The sequence below is a fragment of the Pseudomonas sp. LBUM1653 genome (genome assembly GCF_059716115.1).
On record NZ_CP166803.1, the window covers coordinates 4,658,704 to 4,675,511 of the forward strand.

A 16,808-nucleotide genomic window follows, 5' to 3' on the forward strand; every position below is an offset into this window, starting at 1 on the left:
ACATGAAAACAATAGCCAGCCCGGGGTTTGCCCCGTGCATTGCCTTGCCCGCGCCCGGCTTCGTCCGCGATCTGTACTTTCATTGATCCAAGTCCGAAAGCCGTACGATCGAGTCTGGATAATATTTTTTCAGGTTTTTCAATAGGCTATAGATGACCGCCCAACTCTTTGCTGTTCATGGCCTGGTGAGTTTCACCCTCGCCATCCTGCTGCTCTTCCTGGGCAAGACGCTGGTCCAGCACAGCACCTTGCTACGTCAATACTGTATTCCTGAATCGGTGGTCGGCGGCTTTGTCTGCGCGGCGGTCACGAGCCTGTTGTACTTCGGTCTCAACATCCAGGTCGAGTTCGACCTGCAAGTTCGCGACACCATGCTGCTCTATTTCTTTGCCGGCATCGGCTTGAAATCGGACATGCGCCAGCTGATCAAGGGTGGGGGCCCGCTGTTGATTCTGCTGGTGCTCGCCGCTGTCTTCATCTTCCTGCAAAACGCGCTGGGCATGGGCATGGCCGAGGTATTCGGGCTTGATCCCAAGGCTGGCCTGATGGTGGGCTCCATCTCCCTCACCGGAGGGGTTGGCACGACCCTGGCCTGGGCACCGCTGTTCGTCGAAAGGCTGGGCATCCAGAACGCGCATGAATTGGGGATCGCCAGCAACACCGTCGGCCTGATTGCCGCTTGTGTGATCGGCGGCCCCATCGCGAACCGGTTGATCCGTCGCCATCAACTCACGCCCTCCAGGGATGCGGCGCTGGAAGTCGGCATTCTTGAGCAACAGCAGAGCAAGCCACTGGACTACTACGACGTGCTCTGGGCGTGGATGTGGCTCAATTTGACCTTGATGCTCGGCTACGGACTTAACCTGCTGCTGGTCGATAGCGGGATCACGCTGCCCAAGTTCGTCAGTTGTCTGTTCGCCGGTATCGTCATTCACCACCTCGTCCGCGGATTAATCGGCGAGCAGCGCCTGAAATCCTGGAGCGGCGCCAGCCAGGGCTTGTCACTGATCTCCGATGTCTGTCTGGGTATGTTCCTGACCATGGCGCTGATGGGCTTGCAGTTGTGGCAGCTCAGCGGCGCGCTGCTATTCATTGCTTGCGCTTTGACCCTGCAGATCCTGTTGACCGTCCTCTATACGTATTTTTTGGTTTTCCGCTTCATGGGCCGCAATTACGAAGCCAGCGTGATTGCTTCAGGCTTCGGCGGTATTGCGCTGGGTTCTACTGCGACAGCCATCGTCAATATGACGACCGTGACCCAGAAGTATGGGGCGGCGCACCAAGCCTTTCTCATCGTGCCGCTGGTGTGCGGATTTTTCATTGATCTGGTTAATGCGGTGATTATTGGGATGTTTAGTGGTCTGTAGCGGTTTGAAGCTCACCCAGCGGGATAAACGAACACGGGTACCTCGCGAGGCGCCCGTTTTGTCAGCGATTGTGGACAGCGCCGGTAGACGGGTCCATTGGATATTCAGATAGCAGAAACCATTCAAAAATATTGTGAAATAAAATGTGAAGGTGATTGTGCTGAAAACGCCTAAGAACTTCCGTAAACCCAATAAATTAGCGCTTGTTAAGCGAACAGGTATGTGAAATAAAATGTGAAGCCTTTTCACTCGGTGCAAACCGCAATGTCCTTGATCACATCAAAATCCTGGCTCGATCCGATACTCCCCGATGCTTTGCCCCCATCCATCATTGCCCTTGCGGACGCGCTGCCAAGAAAGACGCAATTTCTAGCCGGACGCCTTCCGCCAGAAACCGCCGCACGCCTCGGCCGGCTCCTGCAGATCACTAATACGTACTACTCGAATCTGATCGAAGGGCAGTACACCGAGCCTGCCGATATGCAGAAAGCGCAGGCAGCCCCGGTCAAGGATCGCAAGCGACTTAAAAACCTGGCGGTTGAACAAATGGCGGTGCAAGCGTTGTTCGAACGGATGTTAAGCCAGCGTGGACCATTTCCCTGGAACGCCATGTTCGCTCCTGAGCTCGTAAGCACTGCACATAACCGGCTTTTTCGCGGCGCCAGCGATGCGCAACGTACGTTGTCCGATGGCTCGATAATGCAGCCCGGCATACTCCGGTCGATCACAGGCAAGAACGTTGTCGTCGGCAATCATGACGCACCGCACGCTTGTGCAGTTGACGGTATGCTGCGGCACCTCCAGGCAGGCTTCGGCCGGCAAACAGACCCGCGTCGTCAGCTTATCTCTTCGCTTGCCTATCATCATCGTCTCGCATGGGTTCACCCCTTTGCCGACGGAAATGGTCGAGTTGCTCGACTGATCACTCATTTACAGTTGGTGCAACTGGGACTCGAGCCAACCCTCTGGTCGCTGTCTCGCGGCCTCGCACGACGGCATCAGGATTACTACTGCGCACTGACCATGGCCGACCGACCACGAGAAGGTGATTTGGACGGACGAGGCCAGTTATCCCAGAGACGCTACTTCGAGTTTATCGAGTTCATGCTGCAGGTTTGTCACGATCAGGTGGATTACATGACCGCAGCGGTAAACCCGTCCCAGCTGCGAGAGCGCGTGATACGTGCTTTTCGCTACAACGAGAGGCTTCTACAACAAGGCATTCGCCCGGAAAGTGCGCCAGCGATCATTGCCCTGATCACCCAGGGTAGTCTGCCGCGCAACGAAATAAAGACTTTCACCGGACTGACACCACGCCCAGCAATCGATGAGCTGTCGCGACTGATCAAAGTCGGCCTGGTGGAAAGCCGAACGCCCAAATCCCGAATCGTCACACCCGGCCTGCCCGCCTGGTTTGCCCAGGATATTTTTCCGGATTTGCATCGACGGTTTCAGTAGCGCTCATCGACCGCTTACGTTTCATGATGGCAACTGCCAAGGCTAGCGCGCAGCGCGCCGGGTACTGGCGAACGCACTCGTGCCAAGCCAGCGCCACAGGTTTTCCGAGTCCGGAACTGCGCCGTCTACACGCAGCTCTCGCGACTGGAGTACCTCCTTGGGTGTGCGGTCGCCAGCCCACACTTCGGTCAACGCCCGAACGCTGGAGTCGACGACGAGCGTCAGTTCGCGCCCGGGGTCGTCGCGGCACAGGTCTGCCACACCCTCCTCGACCACCAGCCACCATTCTTGCTCACCGGGTCGTGCGTCGCGGAACTTGAACTGGATGACCACCGGCCGAGCCGGGAACGTCTCGAGGTGCACGAACCGGCGCACGTCCCACATGAGCAGGCCCGCGTCGAGTTGGTCGTCGCGAAGGCGACTGCCGATCCAGCGCGCGCCCCAATGCCCCAGCGCCATGATGATGGGGCGCAATTCCTCACCCGCCTCGGTCAGGCTGTATTCCCAGACTTTGCCAACAGCCGTGCGATGCACCACACCGATTTCTTCCAGATGGCGCAGCCGCTGTGCCAGCAAGCCGGTGGACATCCGGGGTACGCCGCGGTGCAGTTCATTGAAGCGTTTGCTGCCGCACAGCAGTTCGCGCACCACCAACGGTGTCCAGCGCTCGCACAGTGCTTCAGCGCCGCGCGCGACCGTGCAGAACTGACCGTAGCTTTCGTCCATCGCCTGCACTCCTACCGCTGCAACGCTTCAGATTCTGAACTAGCCCCGCGACTTCGCCACGCGCACGCTGAAGCCATCGACACCAACCGCACCAGGAGAACGCCATGACCAAGATAGCCATCATTCAGCGCCCACCCGTGCTGCTCGATCGCAGCGCGACGATCGCCCGGGCCGTGCAATCGGTCGCTGAAGCTGCGGCGGCGGGAGCCTCGCTGATTGTTTTACCCGAGTCGTACATCCCAGGTTACCCGTCGTGGATCTGGCGACTGGCGGCGGGAAAGGACGGGGCTGTAATGGGCCAGTTGCACACGCGGCTGCTGGCCAACGCCGTCGATATCGCCAGCGGTGACCTGAGCCAATTGTGCGAGGCCGCCAGGCTCCACGCGGTGACGATCGTGTGCGGCATCAATGAATGCGACCGGCGCAATGGTGGCGGCACGCTCTATAACAGCGTAGTCGTTATCGGCGCGAGCGGCGCCCTGCTCAACCGACACCGCAAGCTGATGCCAACCAATCCCGAGCGCATGGTGCATGGCTTCGGTGATGCAACCGGATTGCGTCCGGTCGATACACCGGTCGGCCGCGTGGGCGCGCTCATCTGCTGGGAAAACTACATGCCGCTGGCGCGCTATTCACTGTATGCCCAAGGGGTGGAAATCTACGTTGCCCCCACGTACGACACTGGCGAAGGCTGGATCAGCACCATGCGTCACATTGCCCTCGAAGGCCGCTGTTGGGTGCTCGGCAGTGGCACCGCGCTGCGCGGCAGCGACATCCCCGATGACTTCCCGGCTCGCGCACAACTGTTTGCCGATCCGGACGAATGGATCAACGACGGCGACTCGGTGGTGGTCAGTCCTCAAGGCCGGATCGTGGCCGGCCCATTGCACCGGGAGGCAGGCATTCTGTATGCGGACATCGACGTCTCACTCGTGGCGCCAGCGCGGCGGGCGCTCGACGTCACCGGGCACTATGCGCGCCCGGACATTTTCGAACTGCAGGTGCGGCGCACGCCGGCGACAGCGGTGCGTTACATCGACGGGTGAAGGTCCTGCCCTATCCGGCGGCTTCGCCTGACCATTGATCAAGGAGTCATTCCATGAACATTGAACGGTCTTACAAAGGCAGTTGTTTTTGCGGTGCAGTCGAGTTCACCGTCAGCGGTGAGCCGGCCGGGATGGGCTATTGCCATTGCGAGTCGTGTCGGCATTGGTCAGCGGGGCCCGTCAATGCCTTCACGCTGTGGAAACCCGAGGCGGTGCAAGTGACTCGGGGTGCCGACAACATCGGCACCTACAACAAGACACCACAGAGTTACCGCAAGTGGTGCAAGACTTGCGGCGGGCACCTCTTCACCGAGCATCCGGGGATGGGGCTCATCGATGTGTATGCCGCGATCATCCCGAATCTTGTTTACTCGCCAGGCGTGCATGTTCACTATCAGGAGTCGGTGCTGCGTATTAAAGATGGCTTGCCGAAGCTTAAGGATGTGCCGAAAGAATTGGGGGGATCGGGCATTAGCGTGGAGGAGTAGGAGCGAGCTTGCTCCTACACACAGACATAACGGAGTTACCTACATGGAAGTTTCCAACCAGTTGCAACCCGCAGAATGCGCCGGAATGGAGGACATCAGACGCGAGATCGATGCCCTCGACCAGGCCGTTATCAAGCTGTTGGGCAGGCGATTTCAGTACGTGCTTGCTGCTTCTAAATTCAAGACTTCTGCGGCCTCGGTGCGTGCCCAGGAGCGATTCGATTCCATGCTTGCGACACGCCGTAAATGGGCCGAGGCCGAAGGTCTGAGCCCGGATACAATCGAAAAGATGTACAGCGATTTGGTTAAGCATTTTATTGCCGAGGAGATGAAACATTGGTCGGCGCAATTGCCCCAGACCTGATCCCGGTACATTCGGCGATGGCGCCCTTTTTTACTTTCGAAGATCTTTCTCACTTCAACGCATTACGAGGATCGTCATGGCTATCCACATACTCCAGCCCCAACGGGCCCGTCCCGTAAACCTGCGAGATGTACTCTCCTGATTTCGCCCAATGGAAATGCGGCGTATTGGCCGGGAGTATCACGACGCTACCTGGCCCATAGGCAACCAGTTTGTCCGGATCGAAAACGGTACCGAAGCCAATATAGAAAACACCGGACATGACGGTATAGATCCGATCTTCTGGATGGGTATGGGGCATTAATCGGGTGCCATTGGGCACTTTGACTCGCACCACGTAGGGTGCTGGCTTGCTCGGGTCGCCGGCGATAACGGCCAGTCTTACTTCTTTGGGGAAGGCGGGGAAGCTGCGCCATTCCACGTCTTCATTGTGCAAGGCAGCGGTTTTATCGAGTGGCAATGGTTGTGCCTGAACGGACGGCATGGCTGCGCTAGCGACAAGAAGTGCTGCCAGGGCAGCTGTTTTCATAATGCTTTGAACCATGAGAGACACCTTGACTACGCCGTAAACAAAATCGTCAGGCTGACTCTATGGGTGATTGGCACTAATGATAACGGCGTGATCGCGCATTACAGTTGATACGCAATGTAATCAATGCTCGGCGCCACATCATCACGCTCACCACGGGGCTGGCGCGGGCCCTATCAATGCCATCGATGTTCACAATCACGTCAATGAAGTTCTCTTAAAAAATCCGCGGCGTAACATTGGCTCCATACCAACCAACAACACCCCGGAGCACACGATCATGAAACGCCAAACCCTCCTCAGCATCGCATTCTCGGTTTTCGCAGTTAACGCTTTTGCCGCTACCTCTGTTCAGCCTGTTGTCGCTGAAGGCGGCTCGGATCGTCTGATTGAAAGCCGTGTGGCTGAAGGTGGTTCGGATCGTCTGATCCAGAATCGTATAGCTGAAGGTGGCTCTGACCGCCTGATCGAGAATCGCGTTGCTGCTGATGGTTTTGATCGTCTGCAAGGCAACACCGTGGCTGCCGATGGCTCCGACCGTCTGCAAGGCAACACCGTCGCTGCCGATGGCTCCGACCGTCTGCAAGGCAACACCGTCGCCGCCGATGGCTCCGACCGTCTGCAAGGCAACACCGTCGCCGCCGATGGCTCCGACCGTCTGCAAGGCAACACCGTCGCCGCCGATGGCTCGGATCGTCTGCAAGGCAACACCGTCGCCGCCGATGGCTCGGATCGCCTGCAAGGCAACACCGTCGCCTAACCCCATCGTTTTACCGCACTAACAAAAAGCCCGGCCTGATCAGCCGGGCTTTTTCGTGTTCACTGTACTGAGCGGGCCCCATTGACAGCTGTTGGTCCGGGAACCGTACGTATTCCGGGCAGAATTTTTATGTTTGCTACTATCAATGGACGGCGTCGAAGCTGAGGTCCGGGGATTGCACAGTCGGCTTGCATTTGCCTGGCATTGATCCACTCATTCAAATCTGCCTGACCACAGGGAGCCGTGATGCGCACTCCATTATTTTACGTGTTGTCAGCGGTGCTTTTTCTAAGCGGCCCTCCCTGCGTGGCGCAGGCAGCGGATACAGCCCCCTCCCCGACAGCTAACCCTGCCGATACAGCACCGGTCACGGCGCCCGCCAAAGACCCGGTGTTTACCCAGGAACAGCTGGATCAAATGCTGGCGCCCATTGCGCTCTACCCGGACCCACTGCTGGCACAGGTACTGATGGCGTCCACCTACCCAGGGGAAGTCGCCGAGGCGGTCACCTGGTCGAAAGCTCACCCGGACGCCAAGGGCGATGATGCGGTCAAGCAAGTGGCGAACCAGCCCTGGGACCCGAGTGTGCAGGCACTGGTAGCCTTCCCGCAGGTCTTGGCAACGCTGGGACAGGATCCCGTCTGGGTACAACGTTTGGGTGATGCCTTCCTGGCGCAGCCGGACGATCTCATGAATGGGGTGCAACGCCTGCGTCATCAGGCCCAGGCAGCCGGCAACCTGCAGAGCAACCAGTATCAGAACGTGACGATCCAGAACGTTGCGGCACCGGCACCGGCCACCGCACCGGCCGCCACGACTACAACGGCGCCCCCGCCCCCTGCTCAGGCGCCTGCAAGCAGCTCCACCATCATCATTCAGCCGTCCGATCCGCAGGTGGTGTATGTCCCCACCTATAACCCGACAACCACCTACGGCACCTGGGCCTATCCCGCCTCACCTCCCGCCTACTATCCACCGCCGCCCGCTTATTACCCCGGCCAGGCATTGATGGCTGGGCTGGCATTTGGTACCGGGGTGGCGATCGTCGGTGCACTGTGGGGTGAATGTGACTGGGGCAATAACGACGTCGACATTGACGTCAATCGCTACAACAACATCAACGCCAACAACCGAATCACCAACAATCAGAACAAGTGGCAGCACAACTCCGCTCATCGCAATGGCGTGCCCTATCGAGACACCAGGAGCCGTGAACAGTACGGCCGGCAGCTGGACGGTGCCAGTCAGCGTGCAGCTTATAGAGGGGAAAATGCCCAGCGAGCCCAGGCTCGTGATAGAGCCCGTAGTTCAATGGACAGCCACGGTATCGAACGACCTGCCACCAGCAACCTCGAAGCCCGTGATCGGGCGCGCGAAGCCCAGTCCCGAGCCTCGGCCAGCAATCGGATGCAAGCAGGCGCAGACAGACCGAAAGCGGCCGATAGACCTAAGGCGTCTGACAGAAGCCAGGGAACTGCCAGAAACACTCGGGAGAATCAGCAACCGAGGAATCAGCAACCCAGGAATCAGGCCAATCAGGCGAATCAACGCGCACAGGGCAGCTCACAGGTGCGTCAGGCTGCGCAAAACCGCCAGACCGCGCCGGCCGCCAATAGAGGCGGTGCCCGCAACAATGCATTCGCCGGCGCGCGCTCACCGTCCCAGGCCAACCTGCAAGCCAATCGTGGCCGGGCCAGCCAGGCCTCCTATCAGCGCCCCAACGCCTCGCGAGCAGCCGGCCATCAAATCAGTCGGCCGTCCAGTCCACCAGCGCGTTCAAGGGGGGGCCGCCGTTGAATAACCATCCTCGAGTAAAGGCATGCAAGGGCGTACTTGTGCATGCCTTGGCGATTACTGTCGGCCTGGCATGGTCGTGCATGGCGACGGCGCAGCAGGAATTTGCAACGCCGGAAAAGGCCGCGCAAGCGTTCGTCGAAGCCCTGGGTACGAAAAACGCCGATCAGAAACGCCTGACCGAGTTGCTGGGTGAAGACTGGCGCAGTTTCATCCCTCGCGAAGGCGCAGAACGCGAAGACGTGGAGGCGTTTTTGAAGCAATACCACGAGCAACACCAGATCGAAAAAACCGGCGACAACAAGGCGATCCTGTCGGTGGGCAGTGAGCACTGGACACTGCCTATCCCCATCGTCAAAGTCGCGAAGGGTTGGCGCTTCGACATCAAGGCCGGCAGTGCCGAACTTCGTACACGGCAAATTGGCCGTAACGAGCTGGCAGCGGTGCAATCGGCGCTGGCCTATCACGATGCCCAGATGGACTATGCCTCGGTGGATCGCGACGGTGACGGCGCACTCGAGTATGCGCAGAAAATCTTCAGCACCCCCGGCAAGCACGACGGACTCTATTGGGCGGACGACGATAGCGGTCAGATCAGCCCGGTGGGCCCGTCGTTCGGAAAAACCATTGCCGGCGAGGCCTGGCATGGATACCACTTCCGCATCCTGCTTGGCCAGGGTCCTTCGGCACCGGGCGGGGCCTACAGCTACCTCATCGGTGACAAGATGAGCCGCGGCTTTGCACTGATCGCCTGGCCGGCGAAATATGGTGAAACCGGGGTGATGAGTTTCATGATCAGTCATGAAGGGCAGATCTTCGAAAAAGACCTGGGACCTGGCAGTGAAAAGTTGGCGCAGGCGATGAAGCGCTTTGATCCGGATGACAGTTGGGCAGAAGTGCCGGCCGATGAAGAGAAGCCGGACTGACTCGGACCTCAGGCGGCGCAGGCAATGAAACCGGGGGCGCAAGGCACCCGTTAGCCTTGCGTTGCTAGCGGAACGCGGAGCCTCCCTGGCGGCATTCCCACGCGGAGCATGGGAACGATCAGCGTACGCGCGCAGATCCAGAATCAGGCTAGCCGGCCGCCTCGCTTTGATCGTTCCCACGCTCTGCGTGGGAATGCATCCTGTGACGCTCCGCGTCACCACTGCGCAGACCCCCAGCCTTGCGTTGCTAGCGGAACGCGGAGCGTCCCTGGCGGCATTCCTTTGATGCGCTTGGGAACGATCAGGTGTACGCGCGCAGATCCAGAATCAGGCTAGCCGGCCGCCTCGCTTTGATCGTTCCCACGCTCTGCGTGGGAATGCATCCTGTGACGCTCCGCGTCACCATTGCGCAGACCCCCAGCCTTGCGTTGCTAACGGAACGCGGAGCGTCCCTGGCGGCATTCCCACGCGGAGCGTGGGAACGATCAGCGTACGCGCGCAGATCCAGAATCAGGCTAGCCGGCCGCCTCGCTTTGATCGTTCCCACGCTCTGCGTGGGAATGCATCCTGTGACGCTCTGCGTCACCATTGCGCAGACCCCCAGCCTTGCGTTGCTAGCGGAACGCGGAGCGTCCCTGGCGGCATTCCCACGCGGAGCATGGGAACGATCAGCGTACGCGCGCAGATCCAGAATCAGGCTAGCCGGCCGCCTCGCTTTGATCGTTCCCACGCTCTGCGTGGGAATGCATCCTGTGACGCTCCGCGTCACCACTGCGCATACCCCCAGCCTTGCGTTGCTAACGGAACGCGGAGCGTCCCTGGCGGCATTCCCACGCGGAGCATGGGAACGATCAGCGTACGCGCGCAGATCCAGAATCAGGCTAGCCGGCCGCCTCGCTTTGATCGTTCCCACGCTCTGCGTGGGAATGCATCCTGTGACGCTCTGCGTCACCATTGCGCAGACCCCCAGCCTTGCGTTGCTAGCGGAACGCGGAGCGTCCCTGGCGGCATTCCCACGCGGAGCATGGGAACGATCAGCGTACGCGCGCAGATCCAGAATCAGGCTAGCCGGCCGCCTCGCTTTGATCGTTCCCACGCTCTGCGTGGGAATGCATCCTGTGACGCTCCGCGTCACCACTGCGCATACCCCCAGCCTTGCGTTGCTAGCGGAACGCGGAGCGTCCCTGGCGGCATTCCCACGCGGAGCGTGGGAACGATCAGTGCGCGCGCACAGATCCAGAATCAGGCTAGCCGGTCGCCTTGTTTTGCTCGTTCCCACGCTCTGCGTGGGAATGCATCCTGTGACGCTCCGCGTCACCAGTACGCACATTCGCATTACTTGCCTCCTGCTTCATCCCGCACCTTTCATCACAAACGGACAAAGGTCGTCAGCCACGCTTTCGACGGGCTTTTTCATCCTCATCCAGCGCCTGGCGAACCAGCGCCCGCGCCGCCCAGGCGGTAGTGGCAAGTGCTTCTGAGAGGCTCGCGCCACCGATATCGCGCACGGCGATCAACGCCTCGGTACCCATGACGATCGACAGCGCCTGTTTCAGGCGTTTGCGCGCCCTGGGTGAAAGCAGGTCCTTCATCGAGTCGACAATCGGCTCGATGTAGCTCAGGCGTCGGCCCGGTCGCAGGGGCTCGTGGGTCTCGCTTTCGAGCCACACGGTCATGAATGAACGCTCCATCACGTGCAGGCCGATCTCGTCGTCGATCAAGAGTTTGTTCAACGCGTTCGCCGCCAGGCCCACGCCCTTTACCGGATCGTCACCTGGTCGCCAGATGCGCTCCAGCGGCGGCATGTCACGATCGGCCGCCGTCTCGCTGATCAACGCTTCAACCGTGGGAAAGTAGCGATAGGCCGTGGCGCGCGACACCCTGGCGCGCTCGGCCACTTGCGCAACCGTGGGCTGATGGCCCTCGTCGCGCAAGGCGACGGCGGCCTCGATCAGCGCCTGGCGGGTGCGCAGCTTCTGGTTGACACGACCTTGTGGATCGCCCTCGCCGATCAATGGGCTTGACTTGGGGTTGGACATGGAATAAATGATACCTTGTCTTGTAATGAGACTTAAGTCTCATAATAGACGCACGGCACGGAATCTGCCACCGCCCCTGTGCGCGGCACCTGCGGGCATCACGATTTCAGGGATTTCCAGCAACTGAACGCGCCTCAGGGCGCTTGAGGTGAATGCCATGAATCACAATCCCCGTTCGCGGGCCTGGTTTCGACTCGCTGCCCTCTACTTTGCGATTGGCGTGATGCTGGGGGTGGCGATGGGCGCATCCGGCGATCACTCGCTGTTCGCGGTACATGCCCACATCAATCTGTTGGGATGGGTGTCGATGGCACTATTCGGCGTCATCGGCACACTGCACCCGTGCGTGACCGAAGGTCGCGCCGCTGCAGTGCAGTTCTGGATGTACAACCTGGGCGTGCCGGTGATGCTCGGCGCGCTGACCCTGCGCATGAAGGGCTTCCCGTCGATCGAGCCACTGATTGGCATCGCATCGATCCTGATTGGCGTGAGTGTGCTGCTTTTTGTCTGGCTGGTGTTCTCGCGCATCGGCGTTGCTGCCGGGTACTTGAGCCGCGCGCCAGGCGAATCGCGCCTGTCATGACCCGGTAGCTGCTACCGCGGGTGCCGTATGAACAAGACACCCGCGATTGCCGATCAGCGAGATGTACGACTGCGTTCCCCTACTGTGCCAACTGCAGGCGCAACCGGCTTCGGCGTGACAAACCGGCCTGCAGGGCAAACGCCAGGACCACGGTCGAGGGGGCGGAAAAGCTGCCCAGGCCACCACCGCAATACATCAGCGCGAGTCCCGCTGCCGTGGCGGAAAACCAGGCTGTCAGGCCCACCGGGTTGAATGCGGCCACTCGTTCCAGCGCAGCCACGTCACTGCGTCCGTAAAGAATCTGCGCTAACGCCACGCCGACCCAGGCCACCACGAAAATGCCCTGGTAAGCCAACGCCTTGAGCAGATAGGCAAACACATCGGCGAGCATCAAGCCGTACACGATCACCCCAACCGTCAGCGCCCACATCAAGTACGAACCGCGCACACCAAAACGCCCAAAGAACGCCTGCATGTTGAGCGTCGCCAGGTAGTAATTGGCGGTATTGATGCGGGTTTGCGTGGCCCAGACAAACAACAATCCCCACAGGCCCATCAACTGCAAGATCGCCATGACCACTGACACTTCGTTCAACGCGCCTTCATGGGGAATGCTGCTGACCAGATAGATGCCCGCCGCGCCGTTGAGCAAAAACGTCACCGCGTAGAACGGCATGCCAAAGTTCCAGCGACCGTGATACTCAGCGTCCTCGGACTTGCCGAAACGGGCATAGTCGAAGGTGAACAGCATCAACACCCAAACGCCCATGTAGGCGACGAAGCAATCCCACCAACCAGTCACACTGGGCGTGGCCGGGCCGAAATCCAGCCATTGCGGCTGGTAGCCATAACGGCTGATCGACAGCCCCACCGCCACCAGCAAGCCACCCAGGTAGACCGGCAGCAGCACGCCATTGAGCTTGTCCAGCCAGTGCTGCACGCTGCCCAGAATCATCGGCACGCTGTACAGCACCACCAGCAACGCGGCCAATGGATAGACCAGTTCCGGGTACAGGTGATTGAGCGCCACGGCGATCACCGAACCTTCGAACACCGCGTAATAGATCGCCGTGGAAAAGAAGATCAAGGTGGCCAGGCACGCCCCGGTGCTGCCGAACAATAGCCGCGAAAACAACGCCACCGACAATCCGCTGCGGATCGCGAAACGGCTGAGCACACTGTTGACCAATCCGTAACTGATCACCGACAGGACCATGCCGATCAGCGCATTGCGCGCGCCATAAGACAGCGCCAGGGAAGCGCCCACCACGATGTAGAACATCGCACTGCACACCGCCCACCAGGCCATGGTCAGCGACAGTCGGCCCATGCGTGCTTGAGGTGGAACGGGATGATTGGCCGGGTCCTGCCCGGTTTGACTCGATTGCGATAAAGCAGCCATATGCGTGAACTCCAGAACCAGTCAAAGGTTGAAGCGCGGGTAGCCGCCACCGCACCGTAGTGCGGCGTTGGCTTACCGTTTGGCATTACCCGCGCGATGCGGCGGGCAGAATCAGGAAGGGAACAGCTTGCTCAGGCAGCTGAGTTTTTTCTTGTAGGAACGTCGCGCTTCCAGCGCCTCTTCCAGGGTGACCGCGACAAAGCGGGCCTTCTGGTTGGGTTGCATCTGGCCGATCAGGTCGAGGTCGGCGCTGATCACCGTGCCGATCATCGCGTAGCCGCCACCGGACACCGCGTCGCGGTGCAACACGATGGGTTCGAGCCCGGCGGGGACCTGGATCGAGCCGATCGGGTAGCAACTGTCGACGATGTTCGACGGATCGGAACCGGCGCCGAACGGCTGTTCGCGGGGCTGAAAGCTCAGCGCGCTGCCACCCTTGAAGCGATAGCCGATGCGATCCGCTTCCGAACCGACGGTCCAGGCCTCGGCGAAAAAGCTGTCCGCCGCCGCAGGGGTCAAGCGATCGTAGTAAAGCCCTGGCACCACCCGCAGGGTGATTTCGCCCCCCAGGGATTGGCGCAACGCCATGGGCAGACTGGCCCCTGCCCGGCCCTTGCCGCTGGCGATACCGATGGGCAATTCATCGCCGGCTGTCAGCCTGCGTCCCTGAAAACCACCCAGCGCACCCAACGCATAGGTGGACCGACTGCCAAGCACCACCGGCACATCGATGCCACCGGCCACTGCCAGATAGGTACGAGCGCCGGCCTTTGGAAAGTCAAAGCGCAGCACTTGTCCGGCCTTCACCGTGAACGCCGTATCGTGATGCATTTCCACGCCATCGACCCTCGGCGTCATGTACGCACCGCACACCGCCACCAGTGCGTCTTCCCGGAACTCCAGTTCCGGCCCCAGCAGCGTGCATTCCAGCGCCGCCGAATTGGCCGGGTTGCCAACCAATTGGTTGGCCGCACTCAGGGCGTATTGATCCAGCGCGCCGGAGGGCGGAATGCCCAGGTGGTAGTAACCTTCGCGGCCCAGATCCTGTACCGAGGTGGCGAGACCGGGTTTGAGTACCTTGATCATGCCAGCACCTCCTGCAGCGACTTGGGATAGCCGATCGGGTCGGCCAGAAACGCATCCAGCGAAAACTCCACCGGACGAATCCGCAGATCGAAACGCCCGGCCTCAACGTCGGCCACGGCCTGGTCGTATGCCTCACGCTCCATCGGTTTGAACTGCACGATGTCACCCGGCCGAAAGAACACCATGTGCTCTTTCAGGTACGCCAGGTTCTGCTGCGGATCGTATATCGGTGCCGGCGTGACGCCGAACATCTGATAACCACCAGCACCGCGCACCGAGTAGATGCAACCGAAGCATCCGCCATGACCGAGGGTCAGTTTCGGCGTGTCGGTACGCGGGCGCAGGTACTTGGGCACCTGCAACTGGCGCTCGCGCTCGACCATCTGGAACATGAACGGCAGGCCGGCGACGAAGCCGACCATCGAGACAAACCACGGCGCACCACTGTGGGCGGCGATGAACGCCTCGACGTCCGCCAGGCCGTTGATCCGCGCGGCGTACTCCAGGTCCGTGGCGCTCGGGTCCTGATGACGGTCGCGAAAACGCATCAGGGTTTCATGGGTCCAAGGATCGTTGTACAGCACCGGGATTTCGATGATCCGGGTTTGCAAGGTGCGCTCAGCCACGGCCTCGGCTTCTGCGCCTTTTACCGCTTCGAGCAAGGTGTGAGGCGCGATGCGGTCCGGGTCGAAACGGATCTGGAACGAGGCATTGGCCAGGCACACATCGAGTACGCCATCCAGCGCCAGCCGCTCCACGGCGCGGGTCACGGCCATGCCCTTGAAAAACGCTTCAAGGGACATGCTGTCGCTGACTTCGGCAAACAAATGCTCGTCGGCGCCGAAGCTGTAGCGGATCGGGGTACTCATGCTTCACCTCCGCTGCGGCGCGCGGCCAGCCAGGTTTCCAGGGTGCCGGTGTGGAAGTCGGCGCTGTGCAGCCACGGCTGTTCCAGCAGCTCACCGTGCAGCGACAGGGTGCTGGCCATGCCGGTGAGCGTGGTCTGCTCGACCGCGACTCGGGCACGGGCCAACGCTTCGTTGCGGTCCCGGCCATGCACGATCAGCTTGGCCAACAGCGAGTCATAGTAAGGCGGCACGCGGTAGCCTTGATAGAGATGACTGTCGACCCGCACACCCTCCCCTTGCGGCCAGATCAGCGATTCGACCAGACCTGGGCTGGGGAAGAAATCCCGTGCCGGGTCTTCGGCGTTCAAGCGCATTTGCAGCGCGGCGCCGTTGAGCTGGATGTCGCTTTGCTTGAAGCCCAACGGCTCGCCTGCGGCAATGCGCAGCATGGCCTGGACCAGATCGATACCGGTGATCAGTTCGCTGACCGGGTGTTCCACCTGAATCCGCGTGTTCATCTCGATAAAGAAAAACTCACCGGTGGCGTCGTCGTACAGATACTCCAGGGTGCCAGCGCCTTTGTAGCCAAGGGCTTCGGTCAGGCGCACGGCACTGGCGCAAAGCGTCTCGCGCTGTTGCGGGTTGAGGACCGGCGACGGTGCCTCTTCAAAGATCTTCTGGCGCCGCCGTTGCAGCGAGCACTCGCGCTCGAACAGGTGCACCGCGTGCTGGCCATCGCCCAACACCTGCACTTCGATATGCCGGGCCTTGCCGATAAACCGTTCCAGATACACCGCGCCGTTGCCGAATGCGGCCTGGGCTTCGCGCTGGGAACGGGGAAACTCCTCGCTCAGTTGCTGGGCGTTTTCCGCCAGTCGAATGCCCCGCCCACCGCCACCGGCCGAGGCCTTGATCAGCAGGGGAAAGCCGACGGACTCGGCAGCCTTGAGCGCCGATTCGACGTCGAACAGCTCACCGGGCGAACCCGGCACCACCGGCACGCCAGCCGCTTGCGCGGTGCGCCGGGCTTCGGCCTTGTCACCCATGCGCCGGATCGTCTCGGCGCTCGGTCCGACGAAAATCGCGCCTGCGGCGACAACAGCTTCAGCAAAGTCGGCGTTCTCCGAGAGAAAGCCATAACCGGGATGGACCGCATTGGCCCCCGTGGCCTTCAACGCGCCGAGCAATGCCTCCACGTTCAGGTAACTCTTGTCAGCACGGGCCGGGCCGAGGATGTGCACCTCGTCGGCCATGCGCGCGGCCTGAGAATCGACGTCCGCTTCGCTGCAGGCGGCAACGGTAGGAATCCCCAGCGCTTTGGCGGCGCGGATAATCCGCACAGCGATTTCGCCACGGTTGGCGATCAGTAATTTACGAATGCCTTGCGTCATG

The 16,808-nt window shown here is 60.6% G+C and carries 16 protein-coding genes; 9 read left to right on the forward strand and 7 right to left on the reverse strand.

All coding sequences use genetic code 11. The features are described from left to right. Positions 1 to 152: 152 nt before the first annotated feature. Together gltS and ACA054_RS20895 are read left to right on the forward strand one after the other, a co-directional pair. The gene (gene gltS / locus ACA054_RS20890) at positions 153 to 1,367 is read left to right on the forward strand and encodes a sodium/glutamate symporter (RefSeq protein ID WP_497685963.1); all 1,215 of its coding nucleotides are present in this window, start codon (positions 153 to 155) and stop codon (positions 1,365 to 1,367) included. A gap of 264 nt (positions 1,368 to 1,631) precedes the next feature. Then, a complete protein-coding gene (locus ACA054_RS20895; protein ID WP_497685964.1) occupies positions 1,632 to 2,825 on the forward strand; it encodes a Fic family protein in 1,194 nt (397 codons plus the stop codon). Positions 2,826 to 2,867: 42 nt separating this feature from the next. On the opposite strand, the gene ACA054_RS20900 is transcribed toward ACA054_RS20895, so the two are convergent. Continuing rightward, positions 2,868 to 3,551: a winged helix-turn-helix transcriptional regulator gene (locus ACA054_RS20900; RefSeq protein WP_497685965.1), complete on the reverse strand. Its 684-nt coding sequence runs from the start codon at positions 3,549 to 3,551 to the stop codon at positions 2,868 to 2,870. A gap of 104 nt (positions 3,552 to 3,655) precedes the next feature. Here ACA054_RS20900 and ACA054_RS20905 point away from each other — a divergent pair, with 104 nt between their 5' ends. From ACA054_RS20905 to ACA054_RS20915, 3 genes are read left to right on the forward strand one after another with little or no spacing between them, the layout of a single operon-like run. Further along, positions 3,656 to 4,597, forward strand: coding sequence for a carbon-nitrogen hydrolase family protein (locus ACA054_RS20905; protein WP_497685966.1), 942 nt, complete (start codon positions 3,656 to 3,658; stop codon positions 4,595 to 4,597). 53 nt (positions 4,598 to 4,650) lie between these two features. Continuing rightward, positions 4,651 to 5,085, forward strand: a complete 435-nt coding sequence (locus ACA054_RS20910; RefSeq protein WP_497685967.1) for a GFA family protein — start codon at positions 4,651 to 4,653, stop codon at positions 5,083 to 5,085. 43 nt (positions 5,086 to 5,128) lie between these two features. Beyond that, entirely contained in the window at positions 5,129 to 5,449 is a 321-nt protein-coding gene (locus ACA054_RS20915) for an isochorismate lyase (RefSeq protein ID WP_497685968.1), read from the forward strand. A 49-nt stretch (positions 5,450 to 5,498) separates the two neighbouring features. Here the strand turns inward: ACA054_RS20915 and ACA054_RS20920 are convergent, their stop codons facing one another. Next, positions 5,499 to 5,993, reverse strand: a complete 495-nt coding sequence (locus ACA054_RS20920) for a cupin domain-containing protein (protein ID WP_497685969.1) — start codon at positions 5,991 to 5,993, stop codon at positions 5,499 to 5,501. Positions 5,994 to 6,258: 265 nt separating this feature from the next. On the opposite strand from ACA054_RS20920, the gene ACA054_RS20925 reads away from it, so the two are divergent. The 3 genes from ACA054_RS20925 (at position 6,259) to ACA054_RS20935 (ending at position 9,458) form a co-directional block, all read left to right on the forward strand. Then, a complete protein-coding gene (locus tag ACA054_RS20925) occupies positions 6,259 to 6,738 on the forward strand; it encodes a hypothetical protein (RefSeq protein WP_497685970.1) in 480 nt (159 codons plus the stop codon). 246 nt (positions 6,739 to 6,984) lie between these two features. Continuing rightward, on the forward strand, positions 6,985 to 8,535 hold the full coding sequence (locus ACA054_RS20930; RefSeq protein WP_497685971.1) for a DUF3300 domain-containing protein: 1,551 nt from the start codon (positions 6,985 to 6,987) through the stop codon (positions 8,533 to 8,535). Between the two features lie 80 nt (positions 8,536 to 8,615). Then, positions 8,616 to 9,458: a DUF2950 domain-containing protein gene (locus tag ACA054_RS20935; protein WP_497690351.1), complete on the forward strand. Its 843-nt coding sequence runs from the start codon at positions 8,616 to 8,618 to the stop codon at positions 9,456 to 9,458. Positions 9,459 to 10,846: 1,388 nt separating this feature from the next. On the opposite strand, the gene ACA054_RS20940 is transcribed toward ACA054_RS20935, so the two are convergent. Next, a complete protein-coding gene (locus ACA054_RS20940; RefSeq protein WP_497685972.1) occupies positions 10,847 to 11,497 on the reverse strand; it encodes a TetR/AcrR family transcriptional regulator in 651 nt (216 codons plus the stop codon). Between the two features lie 157 nt (positions 11,498 to 11,654). Between ACA054_RS20940 and ACA054_RS20945 the strand changes: the two genes are divergently transcribed. Then, positions 11,655 to 12,080: a hypothetical protein gene (locus ACA054_RS20945; RefSeq protein ID WP_497685973.1), complete on the forward strand. Its 426-nt coding sequence runs from the start codon at positions 11,655 to 11,657 to the stop codon at positions 12,078 to 12,080. Positions 12,081 to 12,159: 79 nt separating this feature from the next. On the opposite strand, the gene ACA054_RS20950 is transcribed toward ACA054_RS20945, so the two are convergent. From ACA054_RS20950 to ACA054_RS20965, 4 genes are all read right to left on the reverse strand, one after another. Further along, on the reverse strand, positions 12,160 to 13,482 hold the full coding sequence (locus ACA054_RS20950; protein WP_497685974.1) for a purine-cytosine permease family protein: 1,323 nt from the start codon (positions 13,480 to 13,482) through the stop codon (positions 12,160 to 12,162). Between the two features lie 111 nt (positions 13,483 to 13,593). Next, on the reverse strand, positions 13,594 to 14,568 hold the full coding sequence (locus tag ACA054_RS20955) for a 5-oxoprolinase subunit C family protein (RefSeq protein ID WP_497685975.1): 975 nt from the start codon (positions 14,566 to 14,568) through the stop codon (positions 13,594 to 13,596). After that, positions 14,565 to 15,437, reverse strand: a complete 873-nt coding sequence (locus ACA054_RS20960) for a 5-oxoprolinase subunit B family protein (protein ID WP_497685976.1) — start codon at positions 15,435 to 15,437, stop codon at positions 14,565 to 14,567. Before ACA054_RS20960 ends, ACA054_RS20955 begins: the two co-directional genes overlap by 4 nt. Beyond that, on the reverse strand, positions 15,434 to 16,807 hold the full coding sequence (locus ACA054_RS20965; protein WP_497685977.1) for an acetyl-CoA carboxylase biotin carboxylase subunit: 1,374 nt from the start codon (positions 16,805 to 16,807) through the stop codon (positions 15,434 to 15,436). Before ACA054_RS20965 ends, ACA054_RS20960 begins: the two co-directional genes overlap by 4 nt. Position 16,808: the final 1 nt, after the last annotated feature.